General features: G+C 63.7%; 15 protein-coding genes. 7 read left to right on the forward strand and 8 right to left on the reverse strand.

Translation table 11 applies throughout. From position 1 onward, the window contains the following. Positions 1-15: 15 nt before the first annotated feature. Both NKH52_RS18445 and NKH52_RS18450 read left to right on the forward strand, forming a co-directional pair. Entirely contained in the window at positions 16-495 is a 480-nt protein-coding gene (locus NKH52_RS18445) for a tellurite resistance TerB family protein (protein WP_127296572.1), read from the forward strand. A 14-nt stretch (positions 496-509) separates the two neighbouring features. Further along, a complete protein-coding gene (locus NKH52_RS18450; protein WP_352735066.1) occupies positions 510-1,223 on the forward strand; it encodes a glutamine amidotransferase in 714 nt (237 codons plus the stop codon). Between the two features lie 101 nt (positions 1,224-1,324). On the opposite strand, the gene NKH52_RS18455 is transcribed toward NKH52_RS18450, so the two are convergent. The 8 genes from NKH52_RS18455 to NKH52_RS18490 all read right to left on the reverse strand — a co-directional run bounded on the left by NKH52_RS18455 (position 1,325) and on the right by NKH52_RS18490 (position 10,716). Further along, positions 1,325-1,633 (reverse strand): NIPSNAP family protein, encoded by a 309-nt coding sequence (locus tag NKH52_RS18455; protein WP_352735068.1) that lies wholly within the window; start codon positions 1,631-1,633, stop codon positions 1,325-1,327. Positions 1,634-1,683: 50 nt separating this feature from the next. Beyond that, a complete protein-coding gene (locus NKH52_RS18460) occupies positions 1,684-2,922 on the reverse strand; it encodes an MFS transporter (protein WP_352735070.1) in 1,239 nt (412 codons plus the stop codon). A 163-nt stretch (positions 2,923-3,085) separates the two neighbouring features. Further along, positions 3,086-4,186: an aminotransferase class I/II-fold pyridoxal phosphate-dependent enzyme gene (locus NKH52_RS18465; RefSeq protein WP_352735072.1), complete on the reverse strand. Its 1,101-nt coding sequence runs from the start codon at positions 4,184-4,186 to the stop codon at positions 3,086-3,088. A gap of 223 nt (positions 4,187-4,409) precedes the next feature. Continuing rightward, the gene (locus NKH52_RS18470) at positions 4,410-4,871 is read right to left on the reverse strand and encodes a Ros/MucR family transcriptional regulator (protein WP_023811220.1); all 462 of its coding nucleotides are present in this window, start codon (positions 4,869-4,871) and stop codon (positions 4,410-4,412) included. Between the two features lie 215 nt (positions 4,872-5,086). After that, positions 5,087-5,806, reverse strand: coding sequence for an ROK family protein (locus NKH52_RS18475; RefSeq protein ID WP_352735074.1), 720 nt, complete (start codon positions 5,804-5,806; stop codon positions 5,087-5,089). Positions 5,807-5,818: 12 nt separating this feature from the next. Continuing rightward, entirely contained in the window at positions 5,819-7,195 is a 1,377-nt protein-coding gene (zwf, locus tag NKH52_RS18480) for a glucose-6-phosphate dehydrogenase (RefSeq protein ID WP_127412268.1), read from the reverse strand. A gap of 22 nt (positions 7,196-7,217) precedes the next feature. Next, positions 7,218-8,231, reverse strand: a complete 1,014-nt coding sequence (gnd, locus tag NKH52_RS18485; RefSeq protein ID WP_127808739.1) for a phosphogluconate dehydrogenase (NAD(+)-dependent, decarboxylating) — start codon at positions 8,229-8,231, stop codon at positions 7,218-7,220. Between the two features lie 64 nt (positions 8,232-8,295). Beyond that, complete coding sequence (locus NKH52_RS18490; RefSeq protein WP_352735077.1) at positions 8,296-10,716, reverse strand: glucan 1,4-alpha-glucosidase; 2,421 nt, start codon at positions 10,714-10,716, stop codon at positions 8,296-8,298. A gap of 402 nt (positions 10,717-11,118) precedes the next feature. On the opposite strand from NKH52_RS18490, the gene NKH52_RS18495 reads away from it, so the two are divergent. From NKH52_RS18495 to NKH52_RS18515, 5 genes are all read left to right on the forward strand, one after another. Continuing rightward, positions 11,119-12,399, forward strand: coding sequence for a sensor histidine kinase (locus tag NKH52_RS18495; RefSeq protein WP_352735079.1), 1,281 nt, complete (start codon positions 11,119-11,121; stop codon positions 12,397-12,399). Beyond that, complete coding sequence (locus NKH52_RS18500; protein ID WP_127318792.1) at positions 12,399-13,121, forward strand: response regulator transcription factor; 723 nt, start codon at positions 12,399-12,401, stop codon at positions 13,119-13,121. Before NKH52_RS18495 ends, NKH52_RS18500 begins: the two co-directional genes overlap by 1 nt. A 171-nt stretch (positions 13,122-13,292) precedes the next feature. Further along, a complete protein-coding gene (locus tag NKH52_RS18505; protein WP_245273214.1) occupies positions 13,293-14,204 on the forward strand; it encodes a YihY/virulence factor BrkB family protein in 912 nt (303 codons plus the stop codon). Positions 14,205-14,398: 194 nt separating this feature from the next. Then, complete coding sequence (locus NKH52_RS18510; RefSeq protein WP_352735083.1) at positions 14,399-15,289, forward strand: SMP-30/gluconolactonase/LRE family protein; 891 nt, start codon at positions 14,399-14,401, stop codon at positions 15,287-15,289. A gap of 90 nt (positions 15,290-15,379) precedes the next feature. Continuing rightward, positions 15,380-16,393: an ABC transporter substrate-binding protein gene (locus tag NKH52_RS18515; protein WP_023811211.1), complete on the forward strand. Its 1,014-nt coding sequence runs from the start codon at positions 15,380-15,382 to the stop codon at positions 16,391-16,393. Positions 16,394-16,434 lie beyond the last annotated feature (41 nt).

A 16,434-nucleotide genomic window follows, 5' to 3' on the forward strand; every position in this document is an offset into this window, starting at 1 on the left:
TTGGGGAATGGACTTATGTTTGAACGCGTTCTGTCGTTTCTCAGGGATTTGCCGGCCGGTGCCGGCACGCATGCCAGCACGGACGATCCGCGCATCGCTGCCTCGGCGCTGCTCTACCATGTGATGAACGCCGATGGCGTGCGCCAGGATGTCGAGTGGGAGCGGTTCAAGGCGGTGCTGGCGGAGAGCTATTCGATCAGCGGCGCCGAACTCGAGGCGCTTGCCGCCGCCGGCGAGCGGGCCGACAATGAGGCGATCGATCTCTATGCCTTCACCAGTGTCCTGAAGCGCCATCTCGATGCCGATGCGCGCAAGGCCTTCATCGGCCTGATGTGGGAAATCGTCTATGCCGACGGCGAGTTGCACGAGCTCGAGGACAACACCGTCTGGCGCGTCGCCGAGCTGATCGGCGTCGAACGCCATGATCGCGTCGAGGCGCGCCGCAAGGCAGCGGCGCACGCGCCGGGCGCCACCGGAACATCGAGCGACGAATAGGATCTTCGCCTTCCATGCCGCGCCAAACGAGTTCGAAGCCAAAGATCCTGATCGTGCTGCATCAGGAGAGTTCGAGCCCGGGGCGTGTCGGCCACATGTTGCTGGAAGAAGGGTTCGACCTCGATATTCGCCGGCCGCCGCTTGGCGACGCTTTGCCCGAAACACTGGACGGCCACGCCGGCACGGTGGTGTTCGGCGGCCCGATGAGCGCCAATGACGAGGACGAGTTCGTTCGCCGCGAGACCAGCTGGCTGGAAATACCGCTGAGGGAGAACCGGCCATGTCTCGGCATCTGTCTCGGCGCACAGATGCTGGTCAACTGTCTCGGCGGCAAGGTCGAAGGACACGGCGAAGGGCTGGTCGAGGTCGGCTGGTATCCCCTGAAGGCGACCGAAGCCGGCAAGCAACTGATGCACTGGCCGGAGATGGTCTACCAGTTCCACCGCGAGGGTTTTTCGCTGCCCAGGGACGCCACGCTGCTGGCGACGGCCGAAACCTATCCCAACCAGGCCTTCCGTTACGGCGACAATGCCTGGGGCATCCAGTTCCATGGCGAACTGACCAGGGTGATGATGCAGCGCTGGGTGGTGCGCGGCGCGCATCGCTTCGAACTGCCCGGTGCCCAGCCCGGCCGCGATCATCTCGGCGGCCGGCTGATCTGGGACATGCATCTCAAGCGCTGGCTGGACGAGTTCCTGCGGATGATTTTCGGCAAGCCGAGCAGATAGCTAATGCATGTCGCCCAAAAGTGACCTCGGTGTTGGAAGACGACATGCATAAAACAAAGATCTAAAGCGCGGCGCGTGAATCTGTTTCGACGCGACGCCCTTTAAGGTTCGAGCACTGGCCGCAGGAAGCTGCGCTCGTAGCTGAGAATGCTGCGATTGCGTTTTTCCATTTCAAACACTTCCTGGCATTCAGGGTCGGCAGCCATCCGTTTGCGATAGTCCTCGTAGTCGGCAAGGCTCGGAAAACTGAACATGGCAAAAGCGATATTGTTAGCCCCCTCGCTCGGAAGGAAATAGCCGTGATGGTTTCCGCCGAGGCGGTTGACCAGACCTATCCAGCGACGGCCATAGTCTTCGAACTCGGCAAGCTTGTAGGGGTCGATGACATATTTCAGGTAGCAAGTGATCATGGGGGCTCCTGTGTATAGGCGAGGCATGTCGGCTGTCAGCCGTAAGAAGATCAGTTGCGTCCGTTGAGGTGGCGCACCTTGCGCAGTTGCGGGAACAGCACCATCCACAGGCCCGCGACGGCGATGGCGCCGACGCCGCCGATCACCACGGCCGGCACCGTGCCGATCAGTGCGGCCATCGTGCCGGCGCGGAATTCGCCGACCTCGTTGGAGGCTCCGACAAAGACCTGGTTGACGGCGTTGACGCGGCCACGCACCTCGTCGGGCGTCCACAGCTGGATCAGGGTTTCCCTGATGTAGACGCTGAACATGTCGGTGGCGCCGAGGAAGACCAGCGCCACGATCGACAGCCAGGTGATGGTGGAAAGGCCGAACAGCACGGTGAAGGCGCCGAACGAGGCGGCGGCGGCCAGCATGATCATGCCCGCGTGGTTGCGGAGCGGATGCCCGGCCAGCCAGATGGCGACGCAAATGGCGCCGATGCTGGGCGCCGATCGCAGCAGGCCGAGACCCCAGGGGCCGAGCTGGAGGATGTCGCGCGCATAGACCGGCAGCAGCGCCGAGGCGCCGGACAGGAGCACGGCGAACAGATCGAGCGAGATGGCGCCGAGCACGATCTTTTCGCTCCAGATGTAGCTGAACCCGCCGAGCAGGTGCTGCATCGTCGGCTTGTCCGACTCGGTGCGCTGCGACGGCTTCGGGATGGTGAAGATCAGCAGCCCGGACACGAGCATCAGGACGGCCGCGGTTCCGTAGGCCGCTTCCGGCGACACGCCGTAGAGCAGGCCGCCGGCCACCGGGCCGACGATGGTTGCCGTCTGCCAGGCCGATGAATTCCAAGCGATGGCGTTGGCGAAATCCTGAGGCGGCACCAGATTGGCGAACAGCGAGGCGGAGGCCGGACCGAAAAAGGCGCGGGCGACGCCGAACATGGCAAGCACGCAGAAGATCGGCAGCGGCCCGCTGATGCCGCGCAGCGTCAGGAACAGCAGCGCCAGCGCGCACATCGCCTCCACCACGACCGCCAGCGCCATGATCAGGCGGCGGCCGAAGCGATCAGCGACGACGCCGGTGACCAGCACCAGAAGCAGCGACGGCAAGAACTGGACGATGCCGACCAGGCCGAGATCGAGCGGGTCACGGGTCAAATCGTACATCTGCCAGCCGACCGCGACGGACACGACCATGGTGGCAAATGTGGTGAGGAAACGCGCCGCCCAATAGCTCAGGAAGGAGCGATGACGGAACGCGGCATAGCGCTGGTCCGGCGATATCTGTTCTGCTGTCATGATTTAAGAGGCCCCGTTGCAGTGACGTCAGCTGGCGGGGCACTTCCACGATGGGCGCTGGTCCGGCTGGCGGAACTTTTTAGCTCAGTTCGCAGCGGATATGCGTCAAAATCAGTGCTGGATCAAGGAATTTTCAGCCCGTTCCATCGCCGGCACGCGGTAGTTACTGCCGCAGCGCGGCGGAGATGGCATCAAGGCCGCCGCGCAATTCGGCTTCCGTCGGCCAGCCAAAGCCGACGCGGAAGAAGCGCTTCTCCATCTCGAACCAGTGGCCGGGTCCGACATAGGTGCCATGGTTTTCCAGCAGGTTCACATAGAACCGGTCGAGGTCGAAGCCGGTTTCGACATCGAGGCGCGGGAAGCCGACGACGCCGCCTTCGGGCCGCACCCAGTCGACCAGCGGTTCGCGATCGATCCAGGCCTGGACGATGTCGCGGCGCTTGGCCATTTCGGGCAGCAGCGTTGCCAGGAAAGCGTCCCGGCGCTCGAGCATGCCCCGTGCAATGCCTTCATCGATAACGCTGCCGCAAATGCCGATCTGCTCCTTGGCGGCGAGGAATTTTTCCTGGAGCGCCGCGTCCCGGGTGATCAGCCAGCCGATGCGGATGCCGGGAATGCCGAAGGCCTTGGACAATGACGAGACGCTGATCGCCTTCGGGCTCAGCGAGGCAGCGGTCGGCAGCCGCCGGCCGTAGGAGAGGTCGCGATAGGTCTCGTCGACCAGCAGATGGCAGTTGCTGCTTTCGGCAAGCGCCACCAGGGCATCGAGTTCGGCTCGGCTCATCATCGTGCCGGTCGGGTTGTGCGGGCAGGTGACGCTGATCAGCTTCGTGTCCGGCCGCATCGCCGCCTTGACGCGTTCGACATCGATGGCGAAGCCTTCCTCGAAGGCCAGGTCGACAAAGCTGATGGCGCAGCCGATCGCCCTTGGGGTTTCGATGTTGGTGGCGTAGTTGGGCCTGATGACGACGAGGTGGTCATTGGCCGACAAAAGCGAGGTCGAGATGATGAACAGCGCGCCGGCGGCACCGGCGGTGACCAGGACATCGTCCGGTGAAATGCCGGCATCCTGCGCCGATATCAGTGCACGCAACTGCTTGTCGCCGCGATGCTCGCCATAGAAAAGCGTGAGATCAGGCAGCGACAGGCCGATGTCGGACAGCTTCTGGTCGGCGATCGAACTTTCCGAAAGATTGTAGCGGATACGGTCGTAGCCGTATTCTTCCGGTGCCTCTTTCTCGATCACCATCCTGGTGTAGTTCATGGCTCGCTCCCCTAGAGCAGTTCACCGTTTCACGGAAACGGCGGCCCGCTCTAACTCGTTGTTTTTACGCAATTCCGGACGGAAAACCGTTTCACACTTATCCTGGAATTGCTTAGGAACCCGTCCGGTCCATCCAAGCCACAAAAACATGAAGCCTGCCAAGGCGGATTCGCCGGCAGGCTTCTGTTCCAGTCGTCCTAACTGTTGGCTCAGGACCAAATGATCAGGCCGAGGCCTTGGCCTTCCTACCCTTGGCGGGTGCCTTCACGGGGGCAGCCTTGCGGCCGAGGCCGATCGATTTCGCCAGTAGCGAACGCGAGGCCGCGTAGTTGGGAGCGACCATCGGATAATCCGACGGCAAGCCCCATTTGGCGCGATAGGCGTCCGGCGTCAGGCCGAAATGCACGCCCAGGTGACGCTTCAGCGATTTGAACTTCTTGCCGTCCTCGAGGCAGATGATGAAATCGGGCGTCACCGACTTCTTGGGGTTGACCGCCGGGACCAGGGGGGCAGCCACCGGGACCGCAGGCTTGCCGAGCCCGTTTATCGAGGCGCTGACGCTGGCGATGAGGTCGGCCAGGCCGGAGGCGGGCAAGCGGTTCTTCTCGACGTAAGCGGACACGATGTGAGCGGTCAGCTCGAGCAGATCGATGTCTTTACGGGCACTGTTGCTATCGTCGGTCACTCTATTTCTCCGTCTACAGCGAATGACCTGAAAATCGGATTCGACTTCCGGAAAGGTTCATGCGCGAAATCAAAATGCTATGGCGTCCTTCGTGCGTCCACGGGACGAATGGCGTTGGTGTAGCGCGGAATTCCTAGTCGGCAAATCTGCGTATTGCAACGATTTGATGTCAGGTCACACGTTATTTTGAACAACTATATTAAACAATAGCAGTATCAGACTATCAGCGCTTTGTCGCGCCACAAACGAAACCCGCCTTCGAAGGCGCGTGTGTTGTCGCCGCGCCTGGAGTCGGCGGGCAATTCATCGAGCTTGTCGACGTTGCCGCCGCCAATCACGACATAGTCCGCCTGCATGGCGGCACGGAGCCGGTTGACGACGTCGAAGACGTGTTTGCGCCATTTCTTCTTGCCGCGCTTTTCCAGGCCGCGCTCGCCGACATAATCCTCGAAACTCCTGCCCTTCTTGTAGGGCAAATGCGCGAGTTCCATCGGTTGGGCGACGTTGTCGGCGATCATCGCCGCACCGAGACCGGTGCCGAGCCCGAGGAACAGCATGCGTCCGCCCTCGTAGCTGCCGATGGCCTGCATCAGCGCGTCATTGACCACTTTCACCGGTTTGCCGAACGCAGCCGCGAAGTCGAATCCAGCCCAGCCCTTGCCGAGATTTGCGGGGTCGGCGAGCGGCCTGTTGTGGTTGACCGGCCCCGGATAGCCCATCGAGACGACGTCGTAGGACAGGCCTTCGGCGAGCTTGTTGACCGTATCGATCATCTGCCGCGGCGTCAGGTCGGGCCCCGAATCGGCGCGGCGCTCCGCGCCGCCGGCACTGGTGAGGATCTTGACGTGCGAGCCGCCGATGTCGATCGTGAGCACGATTTTTTCAGTGTCCGGCTTCTCGGTGCCCGATGCTGGTTGCTTCACTTTCTTGGCCATCGTGTGGTCCTCTCACTTCACCGGATCGATCCAGCCATTGGGCGGCCCAAACCCGGCCATGACGTCCGCGGGTCCCCATGTGAGCGGCTCGTAGAGATGCGGCGGCGTGGTGTCGCCAAGCACCGGACCGACGATGCGCCAGGCCAGTTCGCTGGCGTCCTGGCGGGTGAACAACTGCCCGTTGCCGTTCATGGCGTCGCCGATCAGGCGCTCATAGGGCGGCATGTCGCCCTTTGAGTCGTCGAGCGCCGTCAGTTCGACCTGCTCGCCGATCATGTCGTCGCCCGGCGCCTTGCGCTGGGCTCCGATGGCGATCACCACCTGCGGGTCGATGCGGAAGCGGACGTAGTTCTGGTCGGCGGGCTTGATCGGATCGAAGACATCGAGCGGCGGCCGCTTCAGCCGCACCACCACTTCGGTGACATGCACCGGCATGTTCTTGCCGGCGCGGATGAAAAACGGCACGTCCTGCCAGCGCCAGGTGTCGACGAAGAAACGCACCGCCGCGAAGGTCTCGACGGGCGAGTTCGGCGCTACGCCGGGTTCGGCGAGATAGCCGGTGAACTGGCCACGCACGACATCGTCTTTTGTCAGCGTCCTGATCGCGCGCAGCACCTGCACCTTCTCGTCGATCAGGTCATCGGCGGAACGGCCGACAGGCGGCTCCATGGCAAGCAGCAACAGGATGTTGAGCAGATGGTTCTCGATGACGTCCCTGATGCAGCCGACATCGTCATAGAAACGGCCACGTCCCTCGACGCCGAAATCCTCGGCCATGGTGATCTGCACGCTTTCGACGTAGTTGCGGTTCCAGATCGGCTCGAGGAAGGAATTGGCGAAGCGGAAATAGAGCAGGTTCTGGATCGCTTCCTTGCCCAGATAATGGTCGATACGGAAGATCGACTGTTCGTCGAACACCAGATGCAGGACGCGGTTCAGCCAGCGCGCCGATTGCAGATCGTGACCGAAGGGCTTTTCCACCATCAGCCGTGCGCCATGCGCGGTGCCTGATTGCTCCAGCCCCTGGACGACGGTCTCGAACATGGTCGGCGGCACCGCCATGTAGTGCAGCGGCCGCTGCGCCGTGCCGAGGGCGCTCTTCAATTTCTCGAACGTCGCTCCATCGCGGTAGTCACCGCTGACGTAGCGCAGCAGCGAGGCGAATTTGGCGAACGCTTTTTCGTCGATCTTGCCGAGCGCATTGACGATGCCGTCACGGGCGCGCGCCTGCAATTGCTTGAGGTCCCAGGCATCGAAGGCGACGCCGATCACCGGTTCGGTAAGCGTGCCCTTGGCGACCATCTGGTAAAGGGCTGGAAATATCTTCTTGTGGGCGAGGTCGCCGGTGGCTCCGAAGAGCACCAGCGTGTCGGATCGTTCCTGGCTCATGCGCGTGTCTCCCCCAGTGTCGTCACTTGCCGGCCTTCGGCTTCTCGACATGGCCGCCAAAGGCGTAGCGCATGGCGGAGAGCAGTTTGTCGGCGAATTCGGATTCGCCCTGCGAGGAGAAGCGGTCGAACAGCGCCGAGGACAGCACCGGAGCCGGCACGCCGGTGTCGATAGCCGCCTTCAGGGTCCAGCGACCTTCGCCGGAATCCGAAACGCGGCCGCCGAAATTCACCAGGCCCGGATCGCTTTTCAACGCCCCGGCCGTCAGGTCGAGCAGCCAGGAGCCGATAACGCTGCCATGCCGCCAGACCTCGGCCACCTGGGGAAGGTCGATGTCGAACTGGTAGTATTGCGGGTTTTCCAGCGGACTGGTCTCGGCGTCCGCCGTCCGTTGCCGCTTGCCGGCATTGGCCGACTTCAGGATGTTCATGCCTTCGGCATAGGCGGCCATGACGCCATATTCGATGCCGTTGTGCACCATCTTGACGAAGTGGCCGGCACCGCTCGGTCCGCAATGCAGATAGCCGAAGGGTGCAGTCCCGGCATCCCCAGGCGGATTGGAGCCGGCATCGGCGCCCGGCGCCAGCGTGGCGAAGATCGAATCGAGGTGCTGCACCGCCACGTCGGGGCCGCCGATCATCAGGCAGTAGCCACGCTCCAGGCCCCAGACGCCGCCGCTGGTGCCGACATCGACAAGATGGATACCCTTGCCGGCCAGTTTCGCGGCCTGGTCGACGGCGTCGTGGTAATAGGAATTGCCGCCGTCGATGACGATGTCGCCGGGCTCCATCAGGGCCGCCACCTGGTCGATGATCCTGCCGGTGATTGCCGCCGGCAGCATCAGCCACACACAGCGCGGCTTGGCCAGCTTGCCGACGAATTCTTCCATCGAGGCCGCCCCTGACGCGCCGTCGGTCACCAGGGCGGCGACGCTGGCCGGGTTGATGTCGTAGACGACGCATTCGTGGCCATCGCGCATCAGGCGCCGGACCATGTTGGCGCCCATCCGGCCCAGTCCCATCATTCCGATCTGCATGGTTTCGTCCCTGTTTTCTAGGAGATTTATGGGGTCTATCGAGGGAAGGTCTACTGGCTATGATCTACTGGCCATCTTGGTCGCCCGATATGACGGAGAAGTCGACATTCTCCCAATCGCCGGTCCCGGGCCAGAAAAAAGTGAAGGTCAGCGTGCTTCCCTCGGAGAGGCTTGCCGCGGGCAGATCGGCAAGATGGACGCCGAAGGCGTTCTCCACCGTCTGGCTGTCATGGGCTGTCGCCCAGTTGTCGGTGCTCCAGTGGACTGTAGCCGGGTCCAACAATTCGACACGCAGCGTCTTGCCCTCCGGCATGGTGCGGATCTTGTTGTTGAACCGCCAGGTTCTGAACGGCGATACCGTCTTGTCCTCGATATAGCGCTTGACGCCTTGCGGCGGCATGTCGAAGACCGCGCCGTCGCGCAGCGAGCGCAGCAGCTTGATATGCTCCGAATGCGCCCAGACCAGCGGCATGGCGCTGCCCGAGGGGCGGCCATGCAGCAGTTCGCGTTCCGGCAGATCGGCGCCGTCCCAGACCTGCTCCGGCAACAGGCCGCCCGATCCGGCCGAGCCTTCCAGTGCTGCCAGCAGGCTGGCTGCCTTTTCCTCGCGTCCAGCCGCCAGCTCATAGTGGGCACGTTCGCCGGCCAGCAGCGGCCAGGGGCGACCCTGGCCGGTGCCATCGAAAGGTGCGCCGTCTTCATGCTCGCCGTAGCCATCGCCGTTGTAGCGATACCAGAGCTGCCCTTGCGGCAACGCGCAGCGCAATTGCGCATCGATGACCTTGACCGTGTCTGTCATGCGCGGGTCGTCAGCCGCCCGCAGACCGAAGCGCACCAGCGCCAGCGCATCCGGGCTGACGATCTCTTCGGCGGGTCGGTCGGTATCGCCCGGCGGCCGGTTCTTGATCGGCACAAAACCGTCCTTCGGTGAACTGGCCTCGGCGCTGTCGGGCGGCGCGATGCGGACATAGTAGCCTTCGACGCCGACTTGACTGCAGATCGCCGTGCCGGTGACGTAGGTCCAGCGCTCGACCTGGTCGTTCCAGACGTCCGATGTCTCGCGCAGATAGGTCGCGGCGTCTGTCTTGCCGCAGGCGTCGAGCAGGTCTGCCGCGGCAAGCAGTGCGGCGATTTCGACCGCGAGCGTGAACGGGCTGTAGCCGGCATCCTCTTCCCAGCGGTCCTCGCCGGTGACCGGCCCGTTGCGCACGACATAGCCGGCGGCGCGCTCGATCATCGGCAGGAAGGTCATGAGCCTGGCGCCCGGCAAATGGCCGGCGCGGCGCAAAGCATCGGCCAGCAGCAGCGGAAAGGCGCATTCGTCCATCTGGATGCCGGGCCAATAGGCCGATCCGTCGAGCCAGGCGTTCTGCGGCCAATGGCCGTCCGGCTGCTGGATGGAGCTGAGGTAATCGAGGATTTGCAGGGCCGAGGCAGCATCGCCGGCAGCAAGAAAGCCGCCCGCCGTCTCGACCAGATCGCGCGGCCAGACCAGATGGTAGCCGCCGAGGTCGTCGTCACCCTTGTTGAAGCCCCACGGGATCGACAGGCTGGCGACCGCGGCGCCCGGCACGATGATCGACCGGTGCGTCGCCAGTACCGCCGTCGAGACGCGATAGAAGTTGATCCCGGGGACCGCGTGCCGGTCGTCCAGCGGCAGCAAACCCTTTTGCCAATTGCGCCAGTTGTGGAGGTAGGATTTCGCCGCGGGTTCAAAACCCTGCTTCAGGCTGGCGAAAGCATGTTCCGCGGCCTCGTCTGATGTCGCGCCAAACCCAAGCGCCAGCAAGGCCTTGGTCTCTGTAGCGGAAAAGCCGATCTCGCCCGTCAGCGCGACATTGCCGTCCTCGGCCCGCTGGCAAGCCGGATCGAGTCCTCCGGTGTTGTGGAGTTGCTGCCAGCCGTCGGAAAAGCCGACATAGCCGGCCGAACCGGTTTTCCAGGGCAGCGACGAAGCCAGCGCCAGGCAAGAGCCGCGCCCCGAGGCGAACAGCACGGGCTTGCCCTCGTGCTCGCCGACCCATGCGGTGTTGCCCATGCCGGCATTGACCAGATGCGGCGCCAGAAGCGCGTAGACGCGGTAGTCACCGGGCACTCCTTTCAGCGCCGTGAAGGTGATTTCCTGCAGCAGCGCCGGGCGCGCCGGGTCGGCGAGGATGCGCTTCTCGATCCGCCAGGCGCCGTCGCTCGCCGTATTGACCAGCCGGTAGGCGGGCACGCCGTCCTCGAACGGTTCGATCGTATGCACGGCATCGCGTTTCTCTTCCGAAAAATAGCCGCCGGGACCGGTGACGATCAAGCCGAGGTCGCGGGTGCAGGCGCTGTCGACACGCGGATAGTAGACTTCGTTGAGGATGCCGTGGCTGATCGTGAACCAGATCCGGCCGACCGGCGAAAGCGACGTTCCGACGCCACTCTTGGCGCTTGATGTCCAGCGCGCCGGGATTCCCGGGGCGCCCGGAGCAACGTTTTGCGTCACTGGCATTCTGTTCGGTCTCCTGGCCTCCTCCCTAGACCAGGACGCGAACCCTTTACAATCATTGCACCGCAAGTTGATCGGGCGGGCCAATGGCAGGGCAACGAATTCGGGCTGACGGGTTTCTTCGGAGCCTTCGCCCGCGCATTGGCTGACGGAGCATCAAACGAAAAACCCGCCTGTGCGGCGGGTCATAGGCGCAAATCAGCACCATAGGCAAAAATGTACCATAGCTGAGGGCACCGAGTCAAGAAAAAATTCCTATTGCCGCCACAAGGCTGCCGACACCGCCGAGCTGTCGTCAGCTCTTTTGTCAAGCTGAGTGCGGAGCCCTATGGCCAGCGGCTCCGTCGTTGACAGCGGCGGCGGCATGCGTCCACTATTTCGCGGCACGGGAGGATCGTGAAAACAATGGCGGAAGTGTCCCTGGTCCTGATCGACCGGCTGCTGGCGATATCGCGGGCGCTTGCCGGCCATATCGATCCCGGCACGGCGTTCCGCGCGACAGCCATCGAGATCGGCTCACTCATCCCGCACGATCACATGGATCTGGCGGTGCTGTCGCATGACGGCCGCCGGCACGCCTGTTACGAAGCCGGCTTCCATACCAGCTGGAGCGAGCTTGCCCAGCATCCCCTGCCGACCGAAGTCAGCCCGATCCGCTCGGTGCTGTGGGGCGAAGTCCCCTATCTGCTCGCCGACGATGCGTTGAGCGACGAGCGGTTCCATTTCGCCACCGCCATCGATGGTCCGATCTTCGCCGCCAGGTTGCGCAGCCGCATCGTCGTGCCGCTCAGGGCGCGCGGCGGCATCATCGGCGCGCTCAACATCAGCCGGCACGAGGTCGACTGCTACACGCTTGCCGATGTCGCGGTCGCCCAGCAATGCGCGGACCTGATCGCGCCCTACATCTTCGCGCTGATCCAGACCGAGGAGGCGCGCCGCGCCATGCTGGCCGAGAGCGAGGCGCGCAACCGTGTCGAACTGCTGCGCGTCGGCGCCTCGCAATTGACCGAAGGCATGGAGCGCGAACGCCGGCGCATGGCCATGGACCTGCACGACCAGACGCTTGCCGATCTCGCCCGCATCGCGCGCCAGCTTTCGGCCCTTCGCGGCCAGGGCGTGGCGCGGGCAGCGCAGCTTGCCGATCTCGAGCAGGAGGTCGCCGGCTGCCTGACGGAACTGCGCCACATCGTCGACGATATGCGGCCGAGCGTGCTCGAACTGTTCGGATTGCGCGACGCGGTCGAGGCGCATCTCAACCGCAGCGTCGCCAGGGCCAAGCCGCCGATCGCCGTGCGCATCGCCGACACCAGCGACGGCGGCGCCGACAGCCTGTCCGAGCCAGTGCGGACCGCGCTCTACCGGATCGTGCAGGAAGCGATCAACAATGCCGTTCGCCATGCCGCGCCGCACCGCATCGACGTGCTGCTGGCGTCGACCGCGAGCGTGCTGCGGGTGATCGTGACGGATGACGGCCAGGGCTGCGGCGCTGTCGACCCGGCCGCGTATGGCGGCATCGGCCATATGCACACGCGGGCAGCCCTTATCGGGGCGCGGCTGCGCATCGGCCAAGCCGGCCGCAAGAACGGCGGCACCCGTGTCGTCGTCGAGATCGACCGCCAGCCGTCGCGAGACTTGGCGGCGGCTGCAGCGGTGCCTGGCGAGTTCGCCGTATCGGAGGCCATGTGATGCTTGTGATGATCGCCGAGAATGACGGGCTGCACCGCAGCTTCGCGCGGCGGACGGTGGAGCAGCTGTGGCCCGGCGACGTCGAGGTGATCGAAGCGAGCGACGGCGAGGACGCCATCAACCTGGCGGCCGAACGCGAGCCACTGCATGTCGTGCTCGATTTGCAGATGCCGAAGGCGACGGGAATCGAAGTTGCCAAGGCGATCTGGAACCGCCGCGCCGGCACGCACATCCTGTTCTGGTCGAATTTCGCCGACGAAGCCTATGTGCGCGGCGTGGCGCGCATCGTGCCGCCGGGCTCGGTCTACGGCTATGTGCTCAAATCGGCGACGGAGGAGGGCATGCGGTCCGCCCTGCGCGGGGTTTTCCGCGAAGGCCACTGCATCATCGACCGCGAGATCCGCGGCATCCAGCACCGCGTGCAGGACAAGTTCGAGGGCATCACCGACGGCGAATATGAGAGCCTGATCGACATCGCGCTCGGCCTGACCGACCGGGCGATCGCGGCGCGGCGCGGCCTGTCGATCCGTGGTGCGCAGAGCCGCATCAAGCACTGCTACGACAAGCTCGGCATCGTGCCGGCGGAGGACGGCGCCGGCGATGCTTCCGTGTTCAACTCGCGGACGCGGGCGATCTATCTCGCCATGGCGCGTGGCCTGATCAACATCGACGCGCTGCGCCGCGAACAGGACCGGCTCGATGCCTGGCTGGCGGAACACTGAAACAGCGGCGGCCACAACCCGGAACATCGGAAGGTCCGGCGCATTGCTAATGAACGCCAACTCAATGCCTGCGGACCCGAAGTGCGACCCTCATTTGCAGATTCATGGCACCTGGTGCGTGAAAGCATAGTCGGCTTCATCAACGACAATGCGCTTAGTCATGGTGCGGCGATGGCCTTTTATGCCGCCACGTCGCTGGCGCCGATCTTGCTGATCGTGGTTGCGATCGCTGGTCTCGTCTTCGGCCACGATGCCGCACAATTGGCCTTGTCCGCGCAGATATCAGGGCTGATGGGACCGGAAAGCGCCGATCTCCTCAAGACAGCCTTGGAAAGTGCATCCGGCAGCCTATACGGCACCTGGGCCGCGATCATAGGGCTGGTCACCTTGCTGGTGGCCGCGTCTGGCGTTTTCGGCGAGATGCAGCAGTCGTTGAACACAATCTGGAAGATCGAACCGCAAGGCAATTCCCTGTCGCGTCTGGTGCGGGCACGGGCCGCCAGTCTGGGGTTGGTGGCCGCGCTCGGGTTCCTGTTGCTGGTCTCTCTCATCGCAAGCGCCGCGATTTCGGCACTGGGCGCTTTCATCAACGCCCATCTGCCGTTCGGAACGATCATACTCAGCGGGATCAATGGCGTCGTTTCGTTTGCGCTTATCTCCGTGATGTTTGCCGCCATTTACAAGGTTTTACCCGATCGAACCTTGGAATGGCGCGATGTGGCAATTGGCGCTGTCGGGACCGCGGCCCTGTTCACATTGGGAAAATCGCTTATCGGCTGGTACATCGGCACCAGCGCGATTGCGTCCTCGTATGGCGCCGCCGGCGGCCTGCTCGTCATACTGCTCTGGGTTTACTACTCGTCGGAAATTTTCCTTCTCGGTGCCGAGTTCACGCGGGCCTATTCCGTTCGGCACGGCAGCCGGTCCGATCTGAACACCTTGGTTCACAGCCCTCAACCCACGCAGCAAGACCCATTTCGCGCAGGGCAAAAATCCAACGCTGCCGGCGTGGTCGTGCTTGTGGCCGTAGCTTGCGCGAGCGCAACCCTGACCGCGCTTTTGCGGCGTGTTCGCCGGCCCTGATCTGGCGTCGCCCTATTCTATGCTCAATAGGCAGGGCCGACTGTGCAAACGCACAGTCAGCCCTGCGCTTTGACCCGTATCGGCTCGTCGGTACCGCGCCTACGCTCTGCCCCAACAAGAAGACCATATCGGGAAGCGCTCATGCCATTCGTCACCATGCGGAGTAGCACGGCTGTTCGCGCCGGGAGCCGATGATGTCGGTTTCGGCGCGTGCGCGCCATTCCGGCTTCGACGACGTCGTCGGCGATGCGGCGATCGAAACGCTGGCGAGCGGCTTCGGCTTCCTCGAAGGGCCGGTCTGGCACCCCTATGAGAAATGGCTGGTCTTCTCCGACATTCCGGACAGCCGGATGTATCGCCGCAATGCCGAAGGCGAGATCGAGCTGTTCCGCGAGCCGAGCCACAAGGCCAATGGCAACACGCTGGACCGCCAGGGGCGGCTGGTCACCTGCGAGCATGCGACGAGCCGCGTGACCCGCGCCGAGCCCAACGGCAGCGTGACCGTGCTTGCCACGCACCATCAGGGCAAGCAGCTCAACAGCCCGAACGACATCGTCGTTGCCACAGGCGGATCGATCTACTTCACCGATCCGGGCTATGGCCGGAGGGAATTCTATGGCGTGCCACGGCCACAGGACCTGCCGTTCCAGGGCGTCTACCGCATCGATGGCGACGGCGCCCGGCTGACATTGCTGGCCGACGATTTCGGGCAGCCAAACGGGCTGTGCTTTTCGCTCGACGAGTCGCGGCTGTTCATCAACGACACCGAACGCGGGCACATCAGGGTGTTCGGCGTCGAAGCCAATGGCGACCTCAATGGCGGCGCGGTGTGGGCAGTGACCGAGGGCGAGGGGCCGGGAGCGCCCGACGGCATGAAGATCGACAGCCGCGGCAACCTTTACTGCACCGGTCCCGGCGGCATCCACATTTTCGACGCGTCGGGCGCCATTCTTGGCGTCATCCGGACGCCCGAAGATTGCGCGAATTTCACCTTCGGTGACGACGATTTGCAAAGCCTCTACATCACGGCGTCGACGTCGCTGTACCGGCTCAGGGTGCGCGTGCCGGGATTGAGACTGTTTTGAGCTCGCGACAATCCGTGCTCAAATCAGAGTTGAGGCCGGGGTCAAAGCCGGTGGGAATGCAGCAGTCAACACATCTGGGAGGATAACGACATGAAGAAACTGTTCGTTCTGGGCGCTCTGGCGGCAATGCTCGCCTCGGGCACGGCGCTGGCCGACACCAGTGGCAAGAAAATCGCTTTTTCCAACAATTATGCCGGCAATTCCTGGCGGCAGGCGATGCTCGACAGCTATGGCATCGTCACCAAGAAGGCGGTCGCCGACAAGATCGTCGGCGCGGCCGACATCTTCACCACCGCCGACAAGGAGGTGCCGACGCAGGCAGCACAGGTGCAGAACCTGATCCTGCAGGGCTATGACGCAATCGTCATCAACGCCGCCTCGCCGGATGCGCTCAACGGCGCCATCAAACAGGCTTGCGATGCCGGCATCGTCGTCGTCTCCTTCGACGGCACCGTGACCGAACCTTGCGCCTACCGCGTCGTCGTCGACTTCAAGGACATGGGCAAGCAGGAAATCGAGCAGATGGCCAAGTTCCAGCCCAAAGGCGGCAATCTTCTGGAAATCCGTGGGCTTGCCGGAACCTCGATCGACGATGCCATCCATGCCGGCATCCTCGAAGGCGTCGCCGCCCATCCCGAGTTCAAGATCGTCGGTTCGGTGACCGGCGACTGGGACCAGACGACGGCGCAGAAGGCGGTGGCGACCATCCTGCCGTCGCTGCCCGACATCGTCGGCGTCGTCGACCAGGGCGGTGACGGCTATGGCGCGGCACAGGCCTTCGCCGCCGCCGGCAAGCCGCGCCCGACCATCATCATGGGCAACCGGCAGGACGAATTGCAGTGGTGGAAGGAACAGAAGGACAAGGACGGCTATCAGACCTGGTCGGCATCGATTGCGCCCGGCGTCTCGTCGCTCGCCTTCTGGGTGGCGCAGCAGGTGCTCGACGGCCGCACGGACATTCCGCACGATCTGCTGGTGCCGTATCTGGCCTTTACTCAGGACGATTTCGAGGCCGAGCTGCCGAAGATCCCAAAGGGTGGCGTTGCCAGCCACGAATACACGCAGGAAGACGCGATCGCGGCCATCAAAGCCAACATCAAGTGAATGTCACGGCAGCGTTGCCGTTCGTCTAGCCAAGCGAGTAT

This window comes from Mesorhizobium sp. M1066 (assembly GCF_040318635.1).
Taxonomy (GTDB): Bacteria; Pseudomonadota; Alphaproteobacteria; order Rhizobiales; family Rhizobiaceae; genus Mesorhizobium.

Bases quoted from the DNA above. Each gene is read 5' to 3' on its own strand.
- NKH52_RS18475 (WP_352735074.1), bottom strand. From the start codon at position 5,806: ATGGCCAAGAAAGTGAAGCAACCAGCATCGGGCACCGAGAAGCCGGAC.
- NKH52_RS18490 (WP_352735077.1), bottom strand. From the start codon at position 10,716: ATGCCAGTGACGCAAAACGTTGCTCCGGGCGCCCCGGGAATCCCGGCG.
- NKH52_RS18455 (WP_352735068.1), bottom strand. From the start codon at position 1,633: ATGATCACTTGCTACCTGAAATATGTCATCGACCCCTACAAGCTTGCC.
- NKH52_RS18510 (WP_352735083.1), top strand. From the start codon at position 14,399: ATGTCGGTTTCGGCGCGTGCGCGCCATTCCGGCTTCGACGACGTCGTC.
- NKH52_RS18445 (WP_127296572.1), top strand. From the start codon at position 16: ATGTTTGAACGCGTTCTGTCGTTTCTCAGGGATTTGCCGGCCGGTGCC.
- NKH52_RS18505 (WP_245273214.1), top strand. From the start codon at position 13,293: ATGGCCTTTTATGCCGCCACGTCGCTGGCGCCGATCTTGCTGATCGTG.
- NKH52_RS18515 (WP_023811211.1), top strand. From the start codon at position 15,380: ATGAAGAAACTGTTCGTTCTGGGCGCTCTGGCGGCAATGCTCGCCTCG.
- gnd (WP_127808739.1), bottom strand. From the start codon at position 8,231: ATGCAGATCGGAATGATGGGACTGGGCCGGATGGGCGCCAACATGGTC.
- NKH52_RS18465 (WP_352735072.1), bottom strand. From the start codon at position 4,186: ATGAACTACACCAGGATGGTGATCGAGAAAGAGGCACCGGAAGAATAC.
- NKH52_RS18450 (WP_352735066.1), top strand. From the start codon at position 510: ATGCCGCGCCAAACGAGTTCGAAGCCAAAGATCCTGATCGTGCTGCAT.
- zwf (WP_127412268.1), bottom strand. From the start codon at position 7,195: ATGAGCCAGGAACGATCCGACACGCTGGTGCTCTTCGGAGCCACCGGC.
- NKH52_RS18495 (WP_352735079.1), top strand. From the start codon at position 11,119: ATGGCGGAAGTGTCCCTGGTCCTGATCGACCGGCTGCTGGCGATATCG.
- NKH52_RS18500 (WP_127318792.1), top strand. From the start codon at position 12,399: ATGCTTGTGATGATCGCCGAGAATGACGGGCTGCACCGCAGCTTCGCG.
- NKH52_RS18460 (WP_352735070.1), bottom strand. From the start codon at position 2,922: ATGACAGCAGAACAGATATCGCCGGACCAGCGCTATGCCGCGTTCCGT.